This is a genomic window from Campylobacter sp. (assembly GCF_052169515.1).
Taxonomy (GTDB): Bacteria; Campylobacterota; Campylobacteria; order Campylobacterales; family Campylobacteraceae; genus Campylobacter_A.
Genome location: NZ_JBQNCH010000014.1, coordinates 1 through 17,061 on the forward strand (window position 1 = coordinate 1; position 17,061 = coordinate 17,061).

Here is a 17,061-nt window from a genome sequence, read left to right on the forward strand (position 1 = left end):
ACGAATTTATAGAAAAAATCGTTAAGCCTATCAACGCCGCTAGGGGCGATAGCTTGCCCGTTTCGGCGTTTGTGGGCTACGAGGACGGACACTTTAAATCAGGCACGACGGCGTACGAAAAACGCGGTATCGGCGTGATGGTGCCCAAGTGGATCGAGGAAAATTGTATCCAGTGCAACCAGTGCGCCTTCGTCTGTCCGCACGCGGTGATCAGGCCGTTTCTAATCGATGAAAACGAGCTAGCCGCCGCTCCGCAAACGGTGCAAGATCACGTCCTAGACGCCAAAGGCAAAGAGGTAAAAGGGCTAAAATATAAAATCCAAGTAAGCCCGCTTGACTGCACCGGCTGCGAGCTGTGCGCTCAAAACTGCCCGAGCAAGGAAAAATCGCTCGTCATGGTGCCTCTGGCAGAGGAGATGGAGAAAAACGAGCAGGAAAACGCGGATTATCTATTTAAAAAGGTAACCTACAAAGACGACCTGATGAGCAAAGAAAGCGTCAAGGGCGTTGGCTTTGCGCAGCCGCTATTTGAGTTTCACGGCGCATGCCCGGGATGCGGCGAGACGCCTTATCTAGGGCTTGTTACGAGACTGTTTGGCGACCGCATGATAGTGGCAAACGCCACCGGATGTAGCTCGATCTACGGCGGTAGCGCGCCTTCGACGCCTTATACGACGAACAAAGAGGGCAAGGGCGTAGCGTGGGCAAATTCGCTGTTTGAGGATAACGCAGAGTTTGGCATGGGTATGAACGTCGCGGTAGAGACGCTACGCCACCGTATCGAGGACGTCATGCTACGCACCAAAGACGCCGCGCCAAATGCCTTAGCCGCGCTATACTCCGACTGGATCGCTAATAAAAACGACGGCGAGAAAACGACGCAAATAGCTAAAATTTTGACCCCTCTTTTGGAGCAAAATTTAAGTGTAGAGGGCGTAAAAGAAATTTTAGAGCTAAAAAGATATTTGGTTAAAAAATCTCAGTGGATCATCGGCGGCGATGGCTGGGCCTACGACATCGGCTTTGGCGGGCTTGATCACGTGCTAGCTAGCGGCGAGAACGTAAACGTGCTCGTACTTGACACCGAGGTCTACTCAAACACCGGCGGCCAGAGCTCAAAATCAAGCCGTGCTGGCTCGATAGCGCAGTTTACCGCTAGCGGCAAGCCGATGCAGAAAAAAGATCTAGGCTACATCGCGATGACCTACGGAAATATCTTCGTCGCGCAGATCAACTCAAACGCGAGCCAAGCAAATACGATAAAAGCCATCGCCGCAGCCGAAGCATACGATGGTCCTAGCCTCGTGATCGCGTATTCGCCGTGCATCGCGCACGGTATCAAGGGCGGTTTGGCGCTCTCTGGCGATCAGGGCGAGCTAGCGACCAAATGCGGCTACTGGCCGACCTACGTCTACGATCCACGCCTAATCAAAGATGGCAAAAACCCGCTAAAAATGACCTCAAAAGAGCCTGATTGGTCGCTTTACGAGGAGTTTTTGCTAAACGAGGTTCGCTACAACTCGCTTAAAAAGACTAATCCACAGCACGCGGACGAGCTGCTGGCTAAAAATAAGGCCGACGCGCAAAGACGCTACCGCCAGCTAAAACGCCTAAGTCTAGCCGACTTTAGCGATGAGGTTGAGACTAGCGTGGAAGCTTCCCAAAGCGCCGAGTAGGGCGCAAATTTCTCCCGTCCAATTTTGATGGGCGAGGGAAAATATCTGTAAATTTAGCCGCTCGTTTGGGCGGTTAAATTTACTTTCAAATTTGAAAAATACCGAAATCACGGCAAATTTAAAAGGCATAAAATGAGCCAAACCCATCCTTTTAAACCTATTTTTGATAAAAACTCTAAAATTTTAATCCTCGGCTCCTTCCCTTCCATAGTTTCTCGTAAAATTGGCTTTTATTACGCAAATCCGCAAAATCGCTTTTGGCGGGTGCTGGCCGGAATTTTAAACGCTACGCCGCCTGTGAGCACGGACGAAAAGATAAAATTCCTGCTCACTCACCGCATCGCTATCTACGACGCTGCGATATCCTGCGAGATAAAGGGCTCTAGCGATGCCAAAATAACCGCCGTCGAGCCCGCAAATTTAGAGTCGATCTTTAGCGGAGCGCACGTCGTACAGGTGTTCGCCAACGGCGGCAAGGCGCATGAAATCTGCAAAAAACACCTAAAAACTCAAATTTTAAACGCAACGGGCAGAGAAGTAGTCAAGCTACCCTCAACTAGCTCTGCAAACGCAAATTTTAATTTTGAAAGGCTCGTGCGCGAGTGGGCAGTGGTGGCTGAGGCATTAAAATACAGCTGAATTTAGCAAGGATTGTCAAATTTAACTCATCCAAAATAAAAATAACCGCATCTTCATCTTAAATTTAGTTTCAAAAATTGGATAGAAAAGCATGAAAATCCTAAAATTTCTATTTTTAGCATTATCTTGCAAAATATATCAAAAATAAAAAAGCACGAAGGAGACAATTAAGAATACTTAAAAATATAGGAAAAGGCGAGTTCTGCTTAAGCATAGTAGATATACAGATTTTTGATGGCTACCTTAATCGCTTTATTTTTGTTTGTGAAATTTTATAAATTTTTGATGGTGCGTCTTCAAAAAAATAATCATCCACCACTTCATCAGCTACACTTCTAGCCCAAGCTTCATTAAAATTTTGTCCATTTTGATTTGCGCTACTTGAATAAAACCAGTCAAATTTGCTTAAAAACTTCGCATGCGAACAATCTTTAACGACCCTAATGGCCTTTAAATTTGGATATAAAAATGTCGTCTTTCTCGAACGGCGTATGAAATTTTTATACTTTTTTGGCACTCTAACAAGCTCGTTTAAAAAGCTAAATTTTGCCGTCGTGATAAGGCAAGGCTTGTTTATATCGCGCATTTTTGCTCTATTTATCTCTTTGTGGTCCTTGCTTAAAAAGCCAGCTGTCGTATCGGTTTGAGCTAAAAATATCATCTTTATTCTTTTTTTGATAGCAAAAATATGCAAGATATTATTAAGGCAAAGCCTAAAAAGTCCCAAAATACAAATTTTCTCCCAAGCCAAAAATAACCAAAAAGTGGTGTACTTACATGATGACTAGTCATTAAATTTATCTATCTTTATGAAGCTGTGCATCTTTGCCATAATATGGCGAATACGGCCCATAAAGTATGCAGTTGCGACAATTTCTTGAGAACAAGTAGGCATCGGCTCTTACTGCTAAGTCGTAGGATCTGTCAGAGATGGTGTTTGCCACCTGCGAGATAACGGCTGAGACTAGCATACCAAGCAGACTGCTTTGGCCACGGCTACTATCCTCTGCCGCTGCTGCCTGACCCTGCCAAAGCGTAGTGCCGCTTTTTATATCGACAAGCTTTGCTTCAAGAACGACCTTTGTAGAGCTTGAGATGACTGCATAGCTCGTACCATAGTCTTTTATATTGATGTAAAGTACACTATCGGCATGAAAAATTTTGTCAAGTTTATTAAGTGGAACGGCTGCAATCTCGCTTGGCTCACTTATACCATTTTGTCTAAATGTATCATTTACAAGAGCTACTGGAAATACATAGTATCCGGCCTCGCTAAGCGGTGCTACCGCATTTGCCAAAACGGCTGCCGGGCCTGAAATTTCGGTGCTATCATTTGTCGGCATAAGCACTAAGATAGAGTGAGGTCTCTTTTGCAAAAAAGCTGAGTAGTCATATGGCTCAGGCTCCCTAAAAGAACATCCTGCAAAAAATATCGCCAAAAGGATCACAGCTATAAATTTCAGGCTATTTTTCATTATTTACTCCCTCTTTTTGCTCTACTTTTTTTGGAGTTAAATTTTTAGAGCCTTTGATGAAATTTATATACTCCCTTGACTCTGGGAAATTTTCTACTTCTTTATCAAAATTTGTACTTGCGGCACCTAAATTTCCACTATTTAGATATAAAAGTCCAAGGTGTGCATATACTCCAGGGGCGATCTTATAGCCATTTTGCGCTGAGATCTGTACTAAATTTTCTAAGCGCGAAATTTGCTCGCTCGTATCGCCCTCTTCGTTTAAATAGCTGTATAGCGAACTACTATATGATCCATCCCAATAATAAAGCGATCTTGGAGCGCTTGAATGGCCACAGCCCACTAAAAGTAGTGCGAAAAGTGCAAGACTGACAAACCTTATTTTACTTGCCATGCTCCGCTTTCTATGCCATTTATTAGGTTATTTACAGCTTCTATAATAGCCAGGCTTAGCACTTTGCCATTTAGCGTTGAATCGTATCCTGCTGTGCCGCCAAAGCCAATGATCTCTCTATTTGAAAGGGTGTATTCGCCAGCTCCGCTAACCGAATAAACTACCTCTGCAGTCTTTGTATCAACGACGTTTAAATTTACCTTTGAGTACGCAATTTGTTGTTTGCCTTTGCCAAGTATGCCAAATAACTGATGATCGCCTGTTGTCTTACGGCCAAACTCGGTCACATCGCCAGTGATCACATATCGTGAGCCTTTTAAATTTTGAGCCTCTTTACTTAGTTCGCTCTCTTGCTTAATCACCTTCATGTTTGATCTATCAAGAACTAAAAATCTACCACTTTGCTGTAAATTTGTGATCAAAATGCTTTGAGCTTGATTGCCAAGTCTGTCCTCACCATCACTAAAAGCACCGTTGTTGTAAGCTGATTGGTTATTGAATCGTCCTATCGAGACTGAGACCTTTTGACCGTTATAAATTGTGCCATAGCTTGCTACTTTTGGAGTTTCTACTACTCTTGAGCTCTCGCTCGCACATCCAGCAAAAAGTACTGCTACCGTCAAAATCGTACTAAATTTAAATACATTTTTCATTTTTTATCCTTTGCGACAAAATCGTTTGTATATTACTAAATTTCTTTTTAAATAGCTTTAAATATTATACTCAGAGTAAAAAATTTATTTAATAATCAAGGGCTTATATAGGATTTTAAAAAATATACAAAATTTAATAAGTCAAGATCTGCTTTTTGCAAATCCTGACTCAAAATTTTAGTGTCTTGAAAGATAGTTTGTATCGTAATTATTGCTTAAAAAGTCTTTATTCTCCATCATGGAGATGTGAAAATCTTTTGTTGTTTTTATGCCGTTTATTATGAGTTGGTCAAGAGCCACTTTCATTTTATGTATAGCTTTGTTTCTATCAATATCCCACACGATAAGCTTACCAATCATACTGTCATAATATGGCGGTATAGAATAATCTTGATAGATATGACTATCCATTCTCACATTGCGGCCACCTGGGCAGACATATTTTGTGATCTTGCCGGGACACGGAGTAAAGGTATTTGGATCCTCAGCTGTTATTCTGCACTCGATAGCATGGCCTTTTAGTTCGATACTCTCTTGCGCTGGCAATGCCTCACCCTCAGCTACTTTTATCATAAGCTCGATGATATCAAGACCGCTTACCATCTCACTCACTGTGTGTTCAACTTGAAGCCTTGTGTTCATCTCAATGAAGTAAAAGTCTAAATTTTTATCAACCAAAAACTCAAACGTACCAGCTCCCTCGTAGCCTATCGCTTTTGCTGCTCTTATGGCAGTTTCATGAAGTCTCTCTCTTGTCTTTTCATCAAGAAGTATCGCTGGGCTTTCTTCGATAAGCTTTTGGTGACGACGCTGCATAGAACAGTCGCGCTCGCCGATGTGAAGCACATTGCCATGGCTATCACCTATGACTTGAACTTCAATGTGGCGTGGGTTTAGGATATATTTTTCCATATACATTGTTCCGTCACCAAACGCACTCATAGCTTCACTTTCAGCCGACCAAAATGCTTTTTCTAAATCCTCTTCACGTTCAACTACACGCATACCGCGTCCACCGCCGCCTGCTGCAGCTTTTAGTATGACTGGATAGCCTATTTTTTTAGCTAGCTCTTTTGCTGCTTTTGTATCGGCCACTGCTCCATCTGAACCAGGGATTACTGGTACACCAGCTCTTTGCATAACCTGCTTTGCCTTGCTCTTATCGCTCATTAAAGCCATCGCAGCAACACTTGGTCCTATAAATTTGATCTTATGATGCGAACAAATTTCTACGAAATTTTGATTTTCACTTAAAAAGCCATATCCAGGGAAAATAGCATCTGCTTCGCTAATCTCAGCCGCACTTATAATAGCTGGGATATTTAGATAGCTATCACTTGAGCGCTCTTTACCGATGCAAATAGCCACATCAGCATATTTTACGTAAAGTGCGTCTTTATCAGCAGTTGAGTAAACCACAACAGCTTCTTTACCCATCTCCTTTATCGTTCGCAAAGCACGAAGAGCGATTTCGCCGCGGTTTGCGATTAAAATTCTTTTTAATTCCATTAATTTTTCTCCACGCCAAATAACGGCAATCCAAACTCAACTGGCTGTCCGTCAGAGACTAGCATCTCAGTGATCTGGCAATCAAACTCAGCCTCGATCTCATTCATGATCTTCATAGCCTCGATAATACCGACTACATCGCCCTTTCTTACCCTTTGACCTACTTTTACAAATGGAGCCGCGCCTGGGCTTGGAGCAGCGTAAAAAGTGCCTACCATAGGAGATTTTATGCTATCTTTTGGCGTATTTGATGCTGGTTTTACCTCTGAGCTAACGACTACATTTACAGGTGTTGGTGCTGGAGCTGCTGCTTGTGCCACTGGCTTCGCAGGCGCGCAATAATCTGCAAATTTCTCAAGCTCTACTTCAAAATCACCGCTTTTTATCTTGATATGATTCATCTCCATATCATTAAAAAATTCGATAAGCTCTTTTATGTCTTCTTTTTTCATAGAAATTTCTCCTAATTTTTTATATAAGCGCCTAATTGTACCGAAAAATAGATAAAAAAAATTTTTATAAACAAAAACAAGAGTTCAAGATCGCTCTTTTGGCTAAGCTAGTTTAAAAATATTTTTTATTTTTATGCGGTAATTATCTTGATATTTTTAGTATCAACTAAACTTTCATCGATAATTATTTCATCTATTTGTTCTGCCATTATCAGGCCACTTTTAGGATTTTTTATACTTTTTATCGCTCCGTTTATGCTCACATCAACACTTGAATACTCAAACGCAAGACTTGTATCCATAAAAATGCAATCTTTTACAATCAAATTTTCCACGTAACAAAGGGCTTGTAAGCTCTTTATCATGCAGTTTATAAGCGTCACATTTTTTGAGTTCCAGGCTAGATATTCACCTGAAATTAGGCAATTTTGTGCAACCACGTTTTCGCAGTTCCAAAATGCATCTTTTGAGATGAGTTTTGAGTTTACGATGCGGACATTTTTACAACCATCAAAGCAGTAGTTGCCATCAAGGTTTAGACCTTCTATCTCCAAATTTTCGCTATTTGCTCCAAAATAATCACCTCTCGCAAATACGTTTTTTATCTTTACATCCGTACATCCCCAAAGTGTCTCGCCAGCATCTGAAAAATTTACATTTTCTAGTAAAATTTGTGAGCTTTTTCTAAAGCTTTTTGGAGCATTTATGGCCATATCTTTAAAGCTTAAATTTGCACTGTACCACATGCCAGCCCTTGCCAGAGGTTCTAGATAGCCGCCATTTAGCGTTATGTCATTTGCGTACCAAAGCGGATATTTGTAGGCAAAAACACAATCGTTTAGCTTTAAATTTGAGCTATGCTTTAATGGCGATTCACCATTTTTAAAGATACAATTTGCAAAGTTTACACCTTTTACACCAAACATCGCGCGCTCGCCAGTGAAAATTTCTTCTTTTCGCTCTTGCATTTTTGCCCCTTTATTAATTTTTACTGTTAAATTTATACTAATTTCCTTAAATTTTATTGCAAAATGCTATTAAATTTACTTTAAAGACGCAAAGCGTTATAATCTCCATCAAAAAGGAGCAAAAATGGGCTTAAAATCAGACTCTTGGATACGCAAAATGTCGCACGAAAAGGCGATGATAGTGCCGTTTGCCGAGGAGCAAGTCGGACGCGGCGTGGTTAGCTACGGAGTGTCTAGCTACGGCTACGATATCCGCGTGGGCGACGAGTTTAAAATCTTTACGAACATCGGCGGTACCGTGGTTGATCCAAAAAATTTCGACGAGAAAAACGTAGTAGATTTTAAGGGCGATGTGTGCATCGTGCCGCCAAATTCGTTTGCTCTAGCGCGCACGATCGAGTATTTTAATATGCCCGATAACGTGCTAGCCATCTGCCTAGGCAAAAGCACCTACGCTCGCTGCGGCATCATCGTAAACGTCACGCCCTTTGAGCCCGGATTTAAGGGGCACATCACGATCGAAATTTCAAACACGACGCCGCTGCCGGCTAAAATCTACGCGAACGAAGGCATCGCGCAGGTGCTATTTATCGAGGGTGACGAGCCGTGCGAAGTAACCTATGCTGATAAAAATGGCAAATACCAAGCTCAAGAGGGCATCACACTACCAAGAATTTTGAAGTAATTTTTATGTCTTTGCCAAGGTCAGATTTATTGTCCGCTTTTGTAGAAACTATAAACATTAATGAAAATTTGACGAAATAGAAGCTATAAAGAGCAAAGTTTCTGATGAATAAGTTACTAAAAATTTGGTACAGCTTTTGCTTTAAATTTGGCAATTTAATACAGTATACAAACACATTTTAAGGATATTTATGTCTGATAAAAAAATCAAGCTAGAGACAAAAGAAAAAAAATTAAGCGGAATTACAAATCCTATTTTTGAAAAAAATCTTCAAGCATTATTTCAGCAAGATGAGGTCTTAGCTGCGAGACTTTTTGGAATGAACCTACAAACTAAATACGAAGTTATTTTAGATAAAAGTGATCCAATATACATAAATATTATCAACAAAGAATCAAATAAAACAATATATAAAGATCCGGTTGAAGAAGTAAGCAAGATGCTTGCTGATATAGAAAAAAAATACAAAAGATATCCGGGACTTTTCTTTTATGGCTTAGGTAATGGCATACTTTATAAAGCTTTGGCAAAGAATGAAACTCATAAGAAAATTATAGTTGTAGAGCCAGAGCTTGAGATTATACATCTTGTTTTAAATATAATTGATATATCAAACGAATTAAAAGATGAGCAGATAGTACTGTTTTATTCCAAATTTACAACATATACACAATTCTATCATCTCATATCAGACTCTAGCCTAGACTTATATGCCAAGACCTACAATCTAATGATTCATTCTGACTATTACGATAATTTTTCAGAAGACTGTATAAAAATAAACAAAGACATAACAAAAGCCTTTTCACAAAATGTCGTATCTCATGGCAATAGCATAGATGACCTGCTAATAGGAACAAGGCAGCATATCTTCAATTTACCTCAAATGCTTACTAACTATTGCTACACAAATTTAGTTAAAAAAAGACACAGTCTTATGGATACAGCGATCATTGTCTCAACTGGACCAAGCCTAGACAAACAACTAGAAACGCTTAAAAAATTTGCACCTTATGTAAGCATTATAAGCGTCGATGCATCCTATCCGATACTTGCAAAAAATGGAATAAAACCTGACTATGTAACATCAATTGAACGGATGATACCTACTTCTACTTTTTTTGAAAAAAAACACCCTGGATTTGATGATGATATAAATTTTATTGTAGCTTCAGTCACACACAGCCAAACTGTAAAAAATATACTACCTAGACGTTTAGTGCTTACAATGAGACCTCAACAAGAAGAAAAAATGTTCAGACTCAACAAATATGGATATCTTGGTGTCGGACACAGTTGTGCAAATATGGCCTACCAGCTAGCGTATGTCCTAGGGCATAAAAATATCGTTTTTATAGGTCAAGATCTTGCCTTTGGTAAAGATGGTGCAAGTCATGCCAAGGGCCACACTATCGCTCAGCCTGATGAAAATTTATACACCACTGCCTATGGTGGCGAAGGCGAAGTAAGAACGACATATGTGTGGACACTATTTAAAAATCAATTTGAGAACGATATAGAACACGCCAAGCTAGAAGACGTGACTTCATACAACTGTACAGAAGGTGGAGCTAGGATAAATGGGGCTATCGAAAGACCATTCTTGGATGTAATGAATGAACTTTGTGCAAATAAAAAAGTAAAAAATTTGCCAAATATCAAAAAAGATAGCGATAAAGTAGCTAATAAAAATTTACTAAAAGCCTATGAAGTAATACAAAACAAAATAAGAGTTCAAACACAAGCTAAAGAAAAAATAGAAAAAGTATTTTTAGAACTAACACCAAAAATTGATAATTTTATGCTTTTAAGAGATAAGGGCGAAATAAACACAAAACATTTTAAAGAGCTTGTAGGAATATCAAATAAGATAGATAAGCTTAAAAGTCGTATCTCTCATAAAAAATATATGAGATATATAGAAAATATCTTTGTTATCTCAACTTATCACCAAGAATTAGAACTTGCTAAAGTATCAGTAGCTCCGAGCGATACAGACGAAGAAAAAACTAATAAACTAGTTGAGTGGATAGAATTTCATAAATACTGGTTATTTTCAGCGGCTGGCGGCATAAATGCAGATATAGAAACAACAGAAGAAGCCTCAAAACCTCTTATAAAAGAACTTAAAAAACGTGGCATCTTTCCAAAAGAAGACTAAAAATGGATATCTTAAGCCTAATAGGGCGCACTAAAAATCTCTTTGAAGATGATATAAAGATACTTGATAAAGATTTAAAAGAGATAGTTTCAAACTCAAGCTTTCTAGTTATTGGCGGTGCCGGTTCTATCGGTTCAGCTGTGACAAAAGAAATTTTTATAAGAGATCCAAAAAAGCTCTACGTCGTAGATATCTCTGAAAACAATCTTGTAGAGCTAGTGCGTGACATAAGAAGTGAGTTTGGATATATAAACGGCGACTTTAAAACTTTTGCCATAGATGTTGCAAGTGCCGAATTTGATGCACTTTTGGCACGAAGTGATGGATTTGACTACGTATTAAATTTATCAGCGCTAAAGCACGTTAGAAGCGAAAAAGACCCATTTACACTCATGAGAATGCTTGAAACAAATATCTTTAACACCGATAAAACGCTGGCTCAAGCTCTCGATATGAAGTCAAAAAAATATTTCTGCGTCAGCACCGACAAGGCCGCAAACCCTGTAAATTTAATGGGAGCTAGCAAGCGCATCATGGAGATGTTTGCGTTTAGACACTCTTTAAATATCGACGTCTCGATGGCTAGGTTTGCAAACGTGGCATTTAGCGACGGCTCACTTCTTTTTGGATTTCAAAAACGCATAGAAAAGTCTCAGCCAATAGTCGCTCCAAACGACGTCAGACGCTACTTTTTGACACCAAAAGAGAGTGGCGAGCTCTGCCTTTTAAGCACTATTTTTGGCGAAAATAGAGATATATTTTTCCCAAAACTGGATGAAAATTTAGACCTCATAACATTTAGTGAGATAGCCAAGAGATACCTACAAAATTTAGGCTACGAGCCATTTTTGTGTGAAAATGAGGAGGAGGCAAGAAAGCTTGCAAAAGTGCTTCCGAAAGATGGCTTTTACCCTTGTCTTTTTGCACCTAGCGACACGACCGGAGAAAAGGACTACGAGGAGTTTTTCGTTGACGGCGAGAGACTTGACATGCAAAGACTTCAAAATATCGGCATAGTCAAAAATGATGCAAATTTTGATAGCGAAAAGCTAGAAATTTTCAAAAACAATATCTTAAATTTAAAATCAAGCTTGACATGGAGCAAAGAAGACGTTTTGCGCGAAGTTTTCGAGCTCATACCAAATTTTATGCATAAAGAAACAGGAAAATATCTCGATGAAAAAATGTGATTTTGACGAGGTTTTGAAATTTATAAAAAGCACCTTTGGCAAGGACAAAGTTCCGCTTCATGAGCCTAAATTTATAGGCAATGAGAAAAAATATCTGCTCGAGTGCATCGACTCTAGCTTTGTCTCAAGTGTCGGTAAATTTGTCGATGAGTTTGAGAGCAAGCTAGCTCAAATGGTCGGTGCCAAATTTGCAGTTGCCACGACAAATGGCACCTCTGCGCTTCACATCTGCCTAAAACTAGCTGGAGTAGAGCAAAATGACGAAGTGATCACCCAGCCAGTTACTTTTATAGCCACTTGCAACGCCATTAGTTACCTTTTTGCAAAGCCAGTTTTTGTGGACGTTGATCTTGACACACTCGGTATGTCGCCAGCCTCACTTAGTGCGTTTTTAGAGAAAAACTGCGAGCTAAAAGACGGCAAATGTGTAAATAAAACTAGCGGCAGGATAGTGCGTGCCTGCGTGCCTATGCACACTTTTGGTCTGCCTTGCAAGATAGTTGAGATAGCTGAAATTTGCGAGCGTTGGAACATCGTTTTGGTAGAAGATAGCGCCGAGAGCCTTGGCAGCTACTATAAAGGCACTCATACAGGGAATTTTGGCAAGCTTGCAGCGATGAGCTTCAATGGCAATAAGATCGTCACAAGCGGAGGTGGTGGAGCTATCATCACAAACGACGAGAAGATAGCAAAGCACGCTAAATGTATCACTACGACTGCTAAAGTGCCACATCCTTTTGAGTATCGTCACAGCGAGATCGGCTACAACTACCGCTTGCCAAATTTAAACGCGGCACTTCTTGTGGCACAGCTAGAAAATTTGGAGATATTTTTAAAGAGCAAACGCGAACTTGCGATGATCTATAAAGAGTATTTTTCTAAATTTGATGATGTGAAATTTATAGATGATCCAGCGGACGCTAGGTCAAATTTTTGGCTAAATGCGGTACTTTTTGAAAGCCACGAAAGAAGAGATGAGTTTTTGAAATTTAGCAATGAAAATGGCGTTTTTACACGCCCTATCTGGCAGCTTATGAACGAGCTTGATATGTTTAAGAACTGCCAAAGAGATGAGCTAAAAAATGCTAAATTTCTAAGCAATAGGATAGTAAATATCCCAAGTAGCGCAAGGGTGTAGCTTATGTATATGCAAAATAATATAAGGAGATTAGCATGAAACTAAAGATAGGTTATTTTGCAGATGGTATTTGGAGCCATAACGCATTTGATAAGCTTATTAAAGACAAAAATATAGAGATAAAATTTATCTGTGCTAGATATGATTCAAATGATGAAAAACTTCTAAACTATGCAAACGAATTTAAAATTGACTATTTAAAGCATAAAGATATAAATTCTGATGAGTTTATTGACAAAATTAAACAATATGATTGCGATTTGTTCGTGTCAATGTCTTTTAATCAAATTTTTAAATCCAAGATCATAAATTTACCAAAATATAAAACTATCAATTGCCACGCAGGTAAATTACCGTTTTATCGAGGCAGAAACATCCTAAACTGGGCTTTGATAAATGACGAAAAAGAATTCGGAATAACTGTACATTATATGGATACTGGTATAGATACCGGTGACATAATCTTACAAAAATGTTTTGACATAACAGACAATGATGACTACAAAAGCATACTGACAAAGGCGCACAGCGAGTGTGCAAATATACTATACGAAGCCATATGTTTATTTAAAAATGGAAAGGTAGAGTCCAAAAAACAAGAAGATGTTGGATTTTACTGTTCAAGACGTATAGAAGGCGATGAAAATTTAAATTTTAACCAAACAAGTAGAGAAGTATTTAATTTTGTACGTGCCATTTGTTGTCCGGCCATAGTAGCAAGGGCATTTTTAAATGGTAAAGAAATGAAAATAAATAAAGTAGAATTTATAAAAGACGCGCCGCTATACAAATGTATTCCTGGTGCAATTTTGTGTAAAGACGGTGATACTTTTTTGGTAAAAACGCAAGATAGTTTCGTAAAAGTTGTAGAATACGAGTACTATGGAAAGATTAAGGTAGGAGATAGGTTTGATGTCAAATAAGGTTTTTATCATAGCTGAAGCCGGAGTTAACCACAACGGTGATATAAATTTAGCCAAAAAACTGATCGATGTAGCAGCCAGCGCTGGCGCTGATGCAGTGAAATTTCAGACCTTTAAAGCTCAAAATCTTGTTTCAAAAAATGCGCAAAAGGCTAGCTATCAAAAAGAAACTACCGATAAAAACGAGAGTCAGTTTGATATGATAAAAAAGCTCGAGCTAAATGAAAATATACACAAGGAGCTCATTGCCTACTGCAAACAAAAAAATATCACATTTCTTTCAACTCCTTTTGATAGTGATAGTATTAAGTTACTTGATGAGCTTGGGCTTAGTACATTTAAGATCCCAAGTGGCGAGATAACAAATTTACCTTATCTTAGGCAGATAGGTGGGCTTAATAAAAAGATCATTCTCTCAACCGGCATGGCAAATTTAGGCGAGGTGGAATCTGCGATAGAAGTACTTATAAAAAGTGGCACGAAACGTGAAAACATAAGCCTTCTTCATGCAAATACGCAGTATCCAACGCCAATGGAGGATGTAAATTTAAAGGCGATGATAACTCTTAAAAATGCCTTCGGTCTTGAGGTCGGATATAGCGATCATACGCTTGGCGTTGAGGTCGATATCGCAGCGGTTGCCATGGGTGCAAAGATCATAGAAAAGCACTTTACGCTTGATAAGAGCATGCCTGGACCTGATCATAAGGCGAGCCTTGAGCCAGATGAGCTAGTAGCGATGGTCAGAGCAATTAGAAATATAGAACTAGCACTTGGTGATGGGTTAAAGCATTTTAGTAAAAGTGAAAGTGAAAACATCAAAATCGCTAGAAAGTCGATCGTGGCAAAGTGTGATATAAAAAAGGGTGAAATTTTTAGCGAGCAAAATATCTGCGTAAAACGCCCAGGAGATGGTATAAATCCCATGAGGTGGGATGAGGTGATCGGACAAATTTCACAAAAAGATTACAAGCAAGATGATCTGATATGAGAAAAATTTGTGTAGTAACAAGCACTAGAGCGGAGTATGGTCTGCTTTACTGGCTTTTAAAAGAAATAAAAGCGGATAGCAAACTAGAGCTTCAAATAATTGCCACCGGCATGCATCTAAGTCCTGAGTTTGGACTCACATACAAAGAGATCGAAAAAGAATTCAAGATAGATAAAAAGATAGAAATTTTAGGCTATTCGCACTCAAAGCTTGATATATGCACTGAGATGGCAAAGGTTTATGAGAAATTTGCCCCAGCTTTTAGCGAACTTAAGCCAGATATATTGGTACTTCTTGGAGATAGATACGAGATATTTGGCGTAGCAGGCGTGGCTAGCATCATGCAGATCCCAATAGCACACATACATGGTGGAGAAACTACCCAAGGGACATTTGACGAGGCCTTTAGACATAGCATAACAAAGATGAGCCATATTCATTTTGCAGCTACAAGAGAGTATGCAAACCGCATAATCCAGCTAGGAGAAGAGCCTAGCAGAGTTTTTAATGTAGGTGGGCCTGGCATTGAAAATATAAAAAAGCTAAATTTACTAAATAAAGATGAGTTTGAAAAATCAATAAATTTCAAGCTTGCTAAAAAAAATATACTAATCACATTTCATCCGGTAACGCTTGAAAATAGCAGTGCAAAAAAGCAATTTAGCGAGCTTTTAAAAGCAATAGATGAGTTAAAAGATACAAATTTTATCTTTACAAAAGCAAATAGCGACATAGATAGTGATGTGATAAATAAAATGATAGATGAGTATATTAGTAAAAATTCACAAAAAGCTGTGGCGTTTGCTTCACTTGGGCAGCTGAGATATCTAAGTGCGATAAAATTTGTTGATATTGTCCTAGGAAATAGCTCAAGTGGCCTCTTGGAGGTTCCAAGCTTTAAAAAAACAACCATCAACATAGGCGACCGCCAAAAAGGACGCACTAAAGCCATTAGCGTTATAGATGCTAGGCCTATGAAAGATGAAATTTTAGCGGCTATAACAAAAGCATATTCGAAGGAATTTGAGCAAATTTTACGAGACACAATCAATCCATACGATGGTGGTAGTCCAAGTAAAAAAATGCTAAAAATTTTAAAAGAGATAGAGCTTGATGATATTTTGAAAAAGAAATTTTATGACATGGGTTTAAAATGAGAATAGTAAACGATATAAAGCTAAGCATAAACTCGACTATAAAAGATGCTTTACAAACTATAAATAACGGTGGACTTCAAATAGCAATCGTTGTTGATGAAAATGATAGCCTTGTAGGCACAGTAACAGATGGAGATATCAGGCGTGGACTACTAAATGGACTTGATCTAAACAGCAATATAAATCTTATAGTACATAAAAGCCCAAGCACTGCAAATGTCGGTGATACAAAGGAGTCAATACTAAAAATAGCTCTTGCCAAAAAACTTCACAAAATTCCACTAATAGACGAACTTGGAAAATTAGTTGGCATAGAAGATATCGAAGATATTATAAAACCGGCCAGCAAGACAAATAGAGTCATTTTAATGGTGGGAGGTCTTGGCACAAGGCTTAGGCCGCTTACGCAAGATACTCCAAAGCCTATGCTAAAAGTTGGAAACAAGCCGATCCTTCAGACGATAGTTGAAAAATTTGCAGAGTATGGCTTTGTAAATATCACGATGTGCGTAAATTTTAATGCAAGTATCATCAAGGACTATTTTGGTAACGGCAAAGAATTTGGAGTAAATATTGACTACGTTTTAGAGCAAAAAAGGATGGGTACAGCAGGAGCACTTAGCCTACTAAAAGAGCGTCCAAGTGAGCCATTTTTTGTAATGAACGGCGATCTTCTTACAAATGTAAATTTCGAGCATATTTTTAACTATCACACACTAAATAAAGCGACAGCTACAATGTGTGTAAGAGAGTACGATTACGAAGTGCCTTATGGTGTTGTGAAAATGAACGACAACAAGATAATAGAGATCTCAGAAAAACCAGTGCAGAAATTTTTTGTAAGTGCTGGAATATATATGCTCTCACCTGAAATTTTAGACTTGATACCACAAGATGAGTTTTACGATATGCCGACTCTTTTTGAAAAAGTGATAAGCAAAGGAAAAAACGTCATCTCGTTTCCTATACATGAGTACTGGATCGATATCGGACGCATGGAAGAATATCAAAGAGCAAATGAAGAATATGCAAAAATATTTTGATGAGGCA

General features: G+C 38.9%; 17 protein-coding genes and 1 pseudogene. 10 read left to right on the forward strand and 8 right to left on the reverse strand.

Going from position 1 to position 17,061, the window contains the following annotated elements; all coding sequences use genetic code 11:
• Positions 1–1,676: 4Fe-4S dicluster domain-containing protein (locus tag ACTTKV_RS06210; RefSeq protein ID WP_442549744.1), on the forward strand; the 1,676-nt coding region annotated here is incomplete at its 5' end.
• A gap of 132 nt (positions 1,677–1,808) precedes the next feature.
• Positions 1,809–2,315: a DNA-deoxyinosine glycosylase gene (locus ACTTKV_RS06215; RefSeq protein ID WP_442549745.1), complete on the forward strand. Its 507-nt coding sequence runs from the start codon at positions 1,809–1,811 to the stop codon at positions 2,313–2,315.
• Positions 2,316–2,553: 238 nt separating this feature from the next.
• On the opposite strand, the gene ACTTKV_RS06220 is transcribed toward ACTTKV_RS06215, so the two are convergent.
• The 8 genes and pseudogenes from ACTTKV_RS06220 to ACTTKV_RS06255 all read right to left on the reverse strand — a co-directional run bounded on the left by ACTTKV_RS06220 (position 2,554) and on the right by ACTTKV_RS06255 (position 7,766).
• Positions 2,554–2,976 (reverse strand): Sua5 YciO YrdC YwlC family protein, encoded by a 423-nt coding sequence (locus ACTTKV_RS06220; protein WP_442549746.1) that lies wholly within the window; start codon positions 2,974–2,976, stop codon positions 2,554–2,556.
• 2 nt (positions 2,977–2,978) lie between these two features.
• Positions 2,979–3,092, reverse strand: a pseudogene (locus ACTTKV_RS06225) (DMT family transporter); the annotation flags it as partial.
• Positions 3,093–3,112: 20 nt separating this feature from the next.
• Positions 3,113–3,790, reverse strand: coding sequence for a DUF799 domain-containing protein (locus tag ACTTKV_RS06230; protein ID WP_442549747.1), 678 nt, complete (start codon positions 3,788–3,790; stop codon positions 3,113–3,115).
• Positions 3,780–4,184: a DUF4810 domain-containing protein gene (locus ACTTKV_RS06235; protein ID WP_442549748.1), complete on the reverse strand. Its 405-nt coding sequence runs from the start codon at positions 4,182–4,184 to the stop codon at positions 3,780–3,782. Before ACTTKV_RS06235 ends, ACTTKV_RS06230 begins: the two co-directional genes overlap by 11 nt.
• On the reverse strand, positions 4,169–4,837 hold the full coding sequence (locus ACTTKV_RS06240; RefSeq protein WP_442549749.1) for a CsgG/HfaB family protein: 669 nt from the start codon (positions 4,835–4,837) through the stop codon (positions 4,169–4,171). The genes ACTTKV_RS06235 and ACTTKV_RS06240 overlap by 16 nt, the downstream gene beginning before the upstream one ends.
• Positions 4,838–5,014: 177 nt before the next feature.
• Positions 5,015–6,346, reverse strand: a complete 1,332-nt coding sequence (locus ACTTKV_RS06245; protein WP_442549750.1) for an acetyl-CoA carboxylase biotin carboxylase subunit — start codon at positions 6,344–6,346, stop codon at positions 5,015–5,017.
• Complete coding sequence (gene accB / locus ACTTKV_RS06250) at positions 6,346–6,798, reverse strand: acetyl-CoA carboxylase biotin carboxyl carrier protein (protein ID WP_084109605.1); 453 nt, start codon at positions 6,796–6,798, stop codon at positions 6,346–6,348. Before accB ends, ACTTKV_RS06245 begins: the two co-directional genes overlap by 1 nt.
• A gap of 131 nt (positions 6,799–6,929) precedes the next feature.
• The gene (locus ACTTKV_RS06255) at positions 6,930–7,766 is read right to left on the reverse strand and encodes a DUF3737 family protein (protein ID WP_442549751.1); all 837 of its coding nucleotides are present in this window, start codon (positions 7,764–7,766) and stop codon (positions 6,930–6,932) included.
• Between the two features lie 124 nt (positions 7,767–7,890).
• Here ACTTKV_RS06255 and dcd point away from each other — a divergent pair, with 124 nt between their 5' ends.
• The 8 genes from dcd to ACTTKV_RS06295 all read left to right on the forward strand — a co-directional run bounded on the left by dcd (position 7,891) and on the right by ACTTKV_RS06295 (position 17,054).
• Complete coding sequence (dcd, locus tag ACTTKV_RS06260) at positions 7,891–8,451, forward strand: dCTP deaminase (RefSeq protein WP_107788670.1); 561 nt, start codon at positions 7,891–7,893, stop codon at positions 8,449–8,451.
• A 190-nt stretch (positions 8,452–8,641) separates the two neighbouring features.
• Positions 8,642–10,612, forward strand: coding sequence for a motility associated factor glycosyltransferase family protein (locus ACTTKV_RS06265; RefSeq protein ID WP_442549752.1), 1,971 nt, complete (start codon positions 8,642–8,644; stop codon positions 10,610–10,612).
• 2 nt (positions 10,613–10,614) lie between these two features.
• Positions 10,615–11,802: a UDP-N-acetylglucosamine 4,6-dehydratase gene (locus tag ACTTKV_RS06270; RefSeq protein ID WP_442549753.1), complete on the forward strand. Its 1,188-nt coding sequence runs from the start codon at positions 10,615–10,617 to the stop codon at positions 11,800–11,802.
• Positions 11,789–12,940 (forward strand): LegC family aminotransferase, encoded by a 1,152-nt coding sequence (locus ACTTKV_RS06275; protein WP_442549754.1) that lies wholly within the window; start codon positions 11,789–11,791, stop codon positions 12,938–12,940. Before ACTTKV_RS06270 ends, ACTTKV_RS06275 begins: the two co-directional genes overlap by 14 nt.
• Positions 12,941–12,975: 35 nt before the next feature.
• A complete protein-coding gene (locus tag ACTTKV_RS06280; protein WP_442549755.1) occupies positions 12,976–13,863 on the forward strand; it encodes a methionyl-tRNA formyltransferase in 888 nt (295 codons plus the stop codon).
• Positions 13,853–14,854: an N-acetylneuraminate synthase gene (gene neuB, locus ACTTKV_RS06285; protein ID WP_442549756.1), complete on the forward strand. Its 1,002-nt coding sequence runs from the start codon at positions 13,853–13,855 to the stop codon at positions 14,852–14,854. Before ACTTKV_RS06280 ends, neuB begins: the two co-directional genes overlap by 11 nt.
• On the forward strand, positions 14,851–16,011 hold the full coding sequence (gene neuC, locus ACTTKV_RS06290) for a UDP-N-acetylglucosamine 2-epimerase (RefSeq protein ID WP_442549757.1): 1,161 nt from the start codon (positions 14,851–14,853) through the stop codon (positions 16,009–16,011). Before neuB ends, neuC begins: the two co-directional genes overlap by 4 nt.
• A complete protein-coding gene (locus ACTTKV_RS06295) occupies positions 16,008–17,054 on the forward strand; it encodes a nucleotidyltransferase family protein (protein WP_442549758.1) in 1,047 nt (348 codons plus the stop codon). The genes neuC and ACTTKV_RS06295 overlap by 4 nt, the downstream gene beginning before the upstream one ends.
• Positions 17,055–17,061 lie beyond the last annotated feature (7 nt).

What these genes read in the sequence shown, in the direction of transcription:
- ACTTKV_RS06215 (WP_442549745.1), top strand. Translation starts at nt 1,809, where the DNA reads ATGAGCCAAACCCATCCTTTTAAACCTATTTTTGATAAAAACTCTAAA.
- ACTTKV_RS06220 (WP_442549746.1), bottom strand. Translation starts at nt 2,976, where the DNA reads ATGATATTTTTAGCTCAAACCGATACGACAGCTGGCTTTTTAAGCAAG.
- ACTTKV_RS06230 (WP_442549747.1), bottom strand. Translation starts at nt 3,790, where the DNA reads ATGAAAAATAGCCTGAAATTTATAGCTGTGATCCTTTTGGCGATATTT.
- ACTTKV_RS06235 (WP_442549748.1), bottom strand. Translation starts at nt 4,184, where the DNA reads ATGGCAAGTAAAATAAGGTTTGTCAGTCTTGCACTTTTCGCACTACTT.
- ACTTKV_RS06240 (WP_442549749.1), bottom strand. Translation starts at nt 4,837, where the DNA reads ATGAAAAATGTATTTAAATTTAGTACGATTTTGACGGTAGCAGTACTT.
- ACTTKV_RS06245 (WP_442549750.1), bottom strand. Translation starts at nt 6,346, where the DNA reads ATGGAATTAAAAAGAATTTTAATCGCAAACCGCGGCGAAATCGCTCTT.
- accB (WP_084109605.1), bottom strand. Translation starts at nt 6,798, where the DNA reads ATGAAAAAAGAAGACATAAAAGAGCTTATCGAATTTTTTAATGATATG.
- ACTTKV_RS06255 (WP_442549751.1), bottom strand. Translation starts at nt 7,766, where the DNA reads ATGCAAGAGCGAAAAGAAGAAATTTTCACTGGCGAGCGCGCGATGTTT.
- dcd (WP_107788670.1), top strand. Translation starts at nt 7,891, where the DNA reads ATGGGCTTAAAATCAGACTCTTGGATACGCAAAATGTCGCACGAAAAG.
- ACTTKV_RS06265 (WP_442549752.1), top strand. Translation starts at nt 8,642, where the DNA reads ATGTCTGATAAAAAAATCAAGCTAGAGACAAAAGAAAAAAAATTAAGC.
- ACTTKV_RS06270 (WP_442549753.1), top strand. Translation starts at nt 10,615, where the DNA reads ATGGATATCTTAAGCCTAATAGGGCGCACTAAAAATCTCTTTGAAGAT.
- ACTTKV_RS06275 (WP_442549754.1), top strand. Translation starts at nt 11,789, where the DNA reads ATGAAAAAATGTGATTTTGACGAGGTTTTGAAATTTATAAAAAGCACC.
- ACTTKV_RS06280 (WP_442549755.1), top strand. Translation starts at nt 12,976, where the DNA reads ATGAAACTAAAGATAGGTTATTTTGCAGATGGTATTTGGAGCCATAAC.
- neuB (WP_442549756.1), top strand. Translation starts at nt 13,853, where the DNA reads ATGTCAAATAAGGTTTTTATCATAGCTGAAGCCGGAGTTAACCACAAC.
- neuC (WP_442549757.1), top strand. Translation starts at nt 14,851, where the DNA reads ATGAGAAAAATTTGTGTAGTAACAAGCACTAGAGCGGAGTATGGTCTG.
- ACTTKV_RS06295 (WP_442549758.1), top strand. Translation starts at nt 16,008, where the DNA reads ATGAGAATAGTAAACGATATAAAGCTAAGCATAAACTCGACTATAAAA.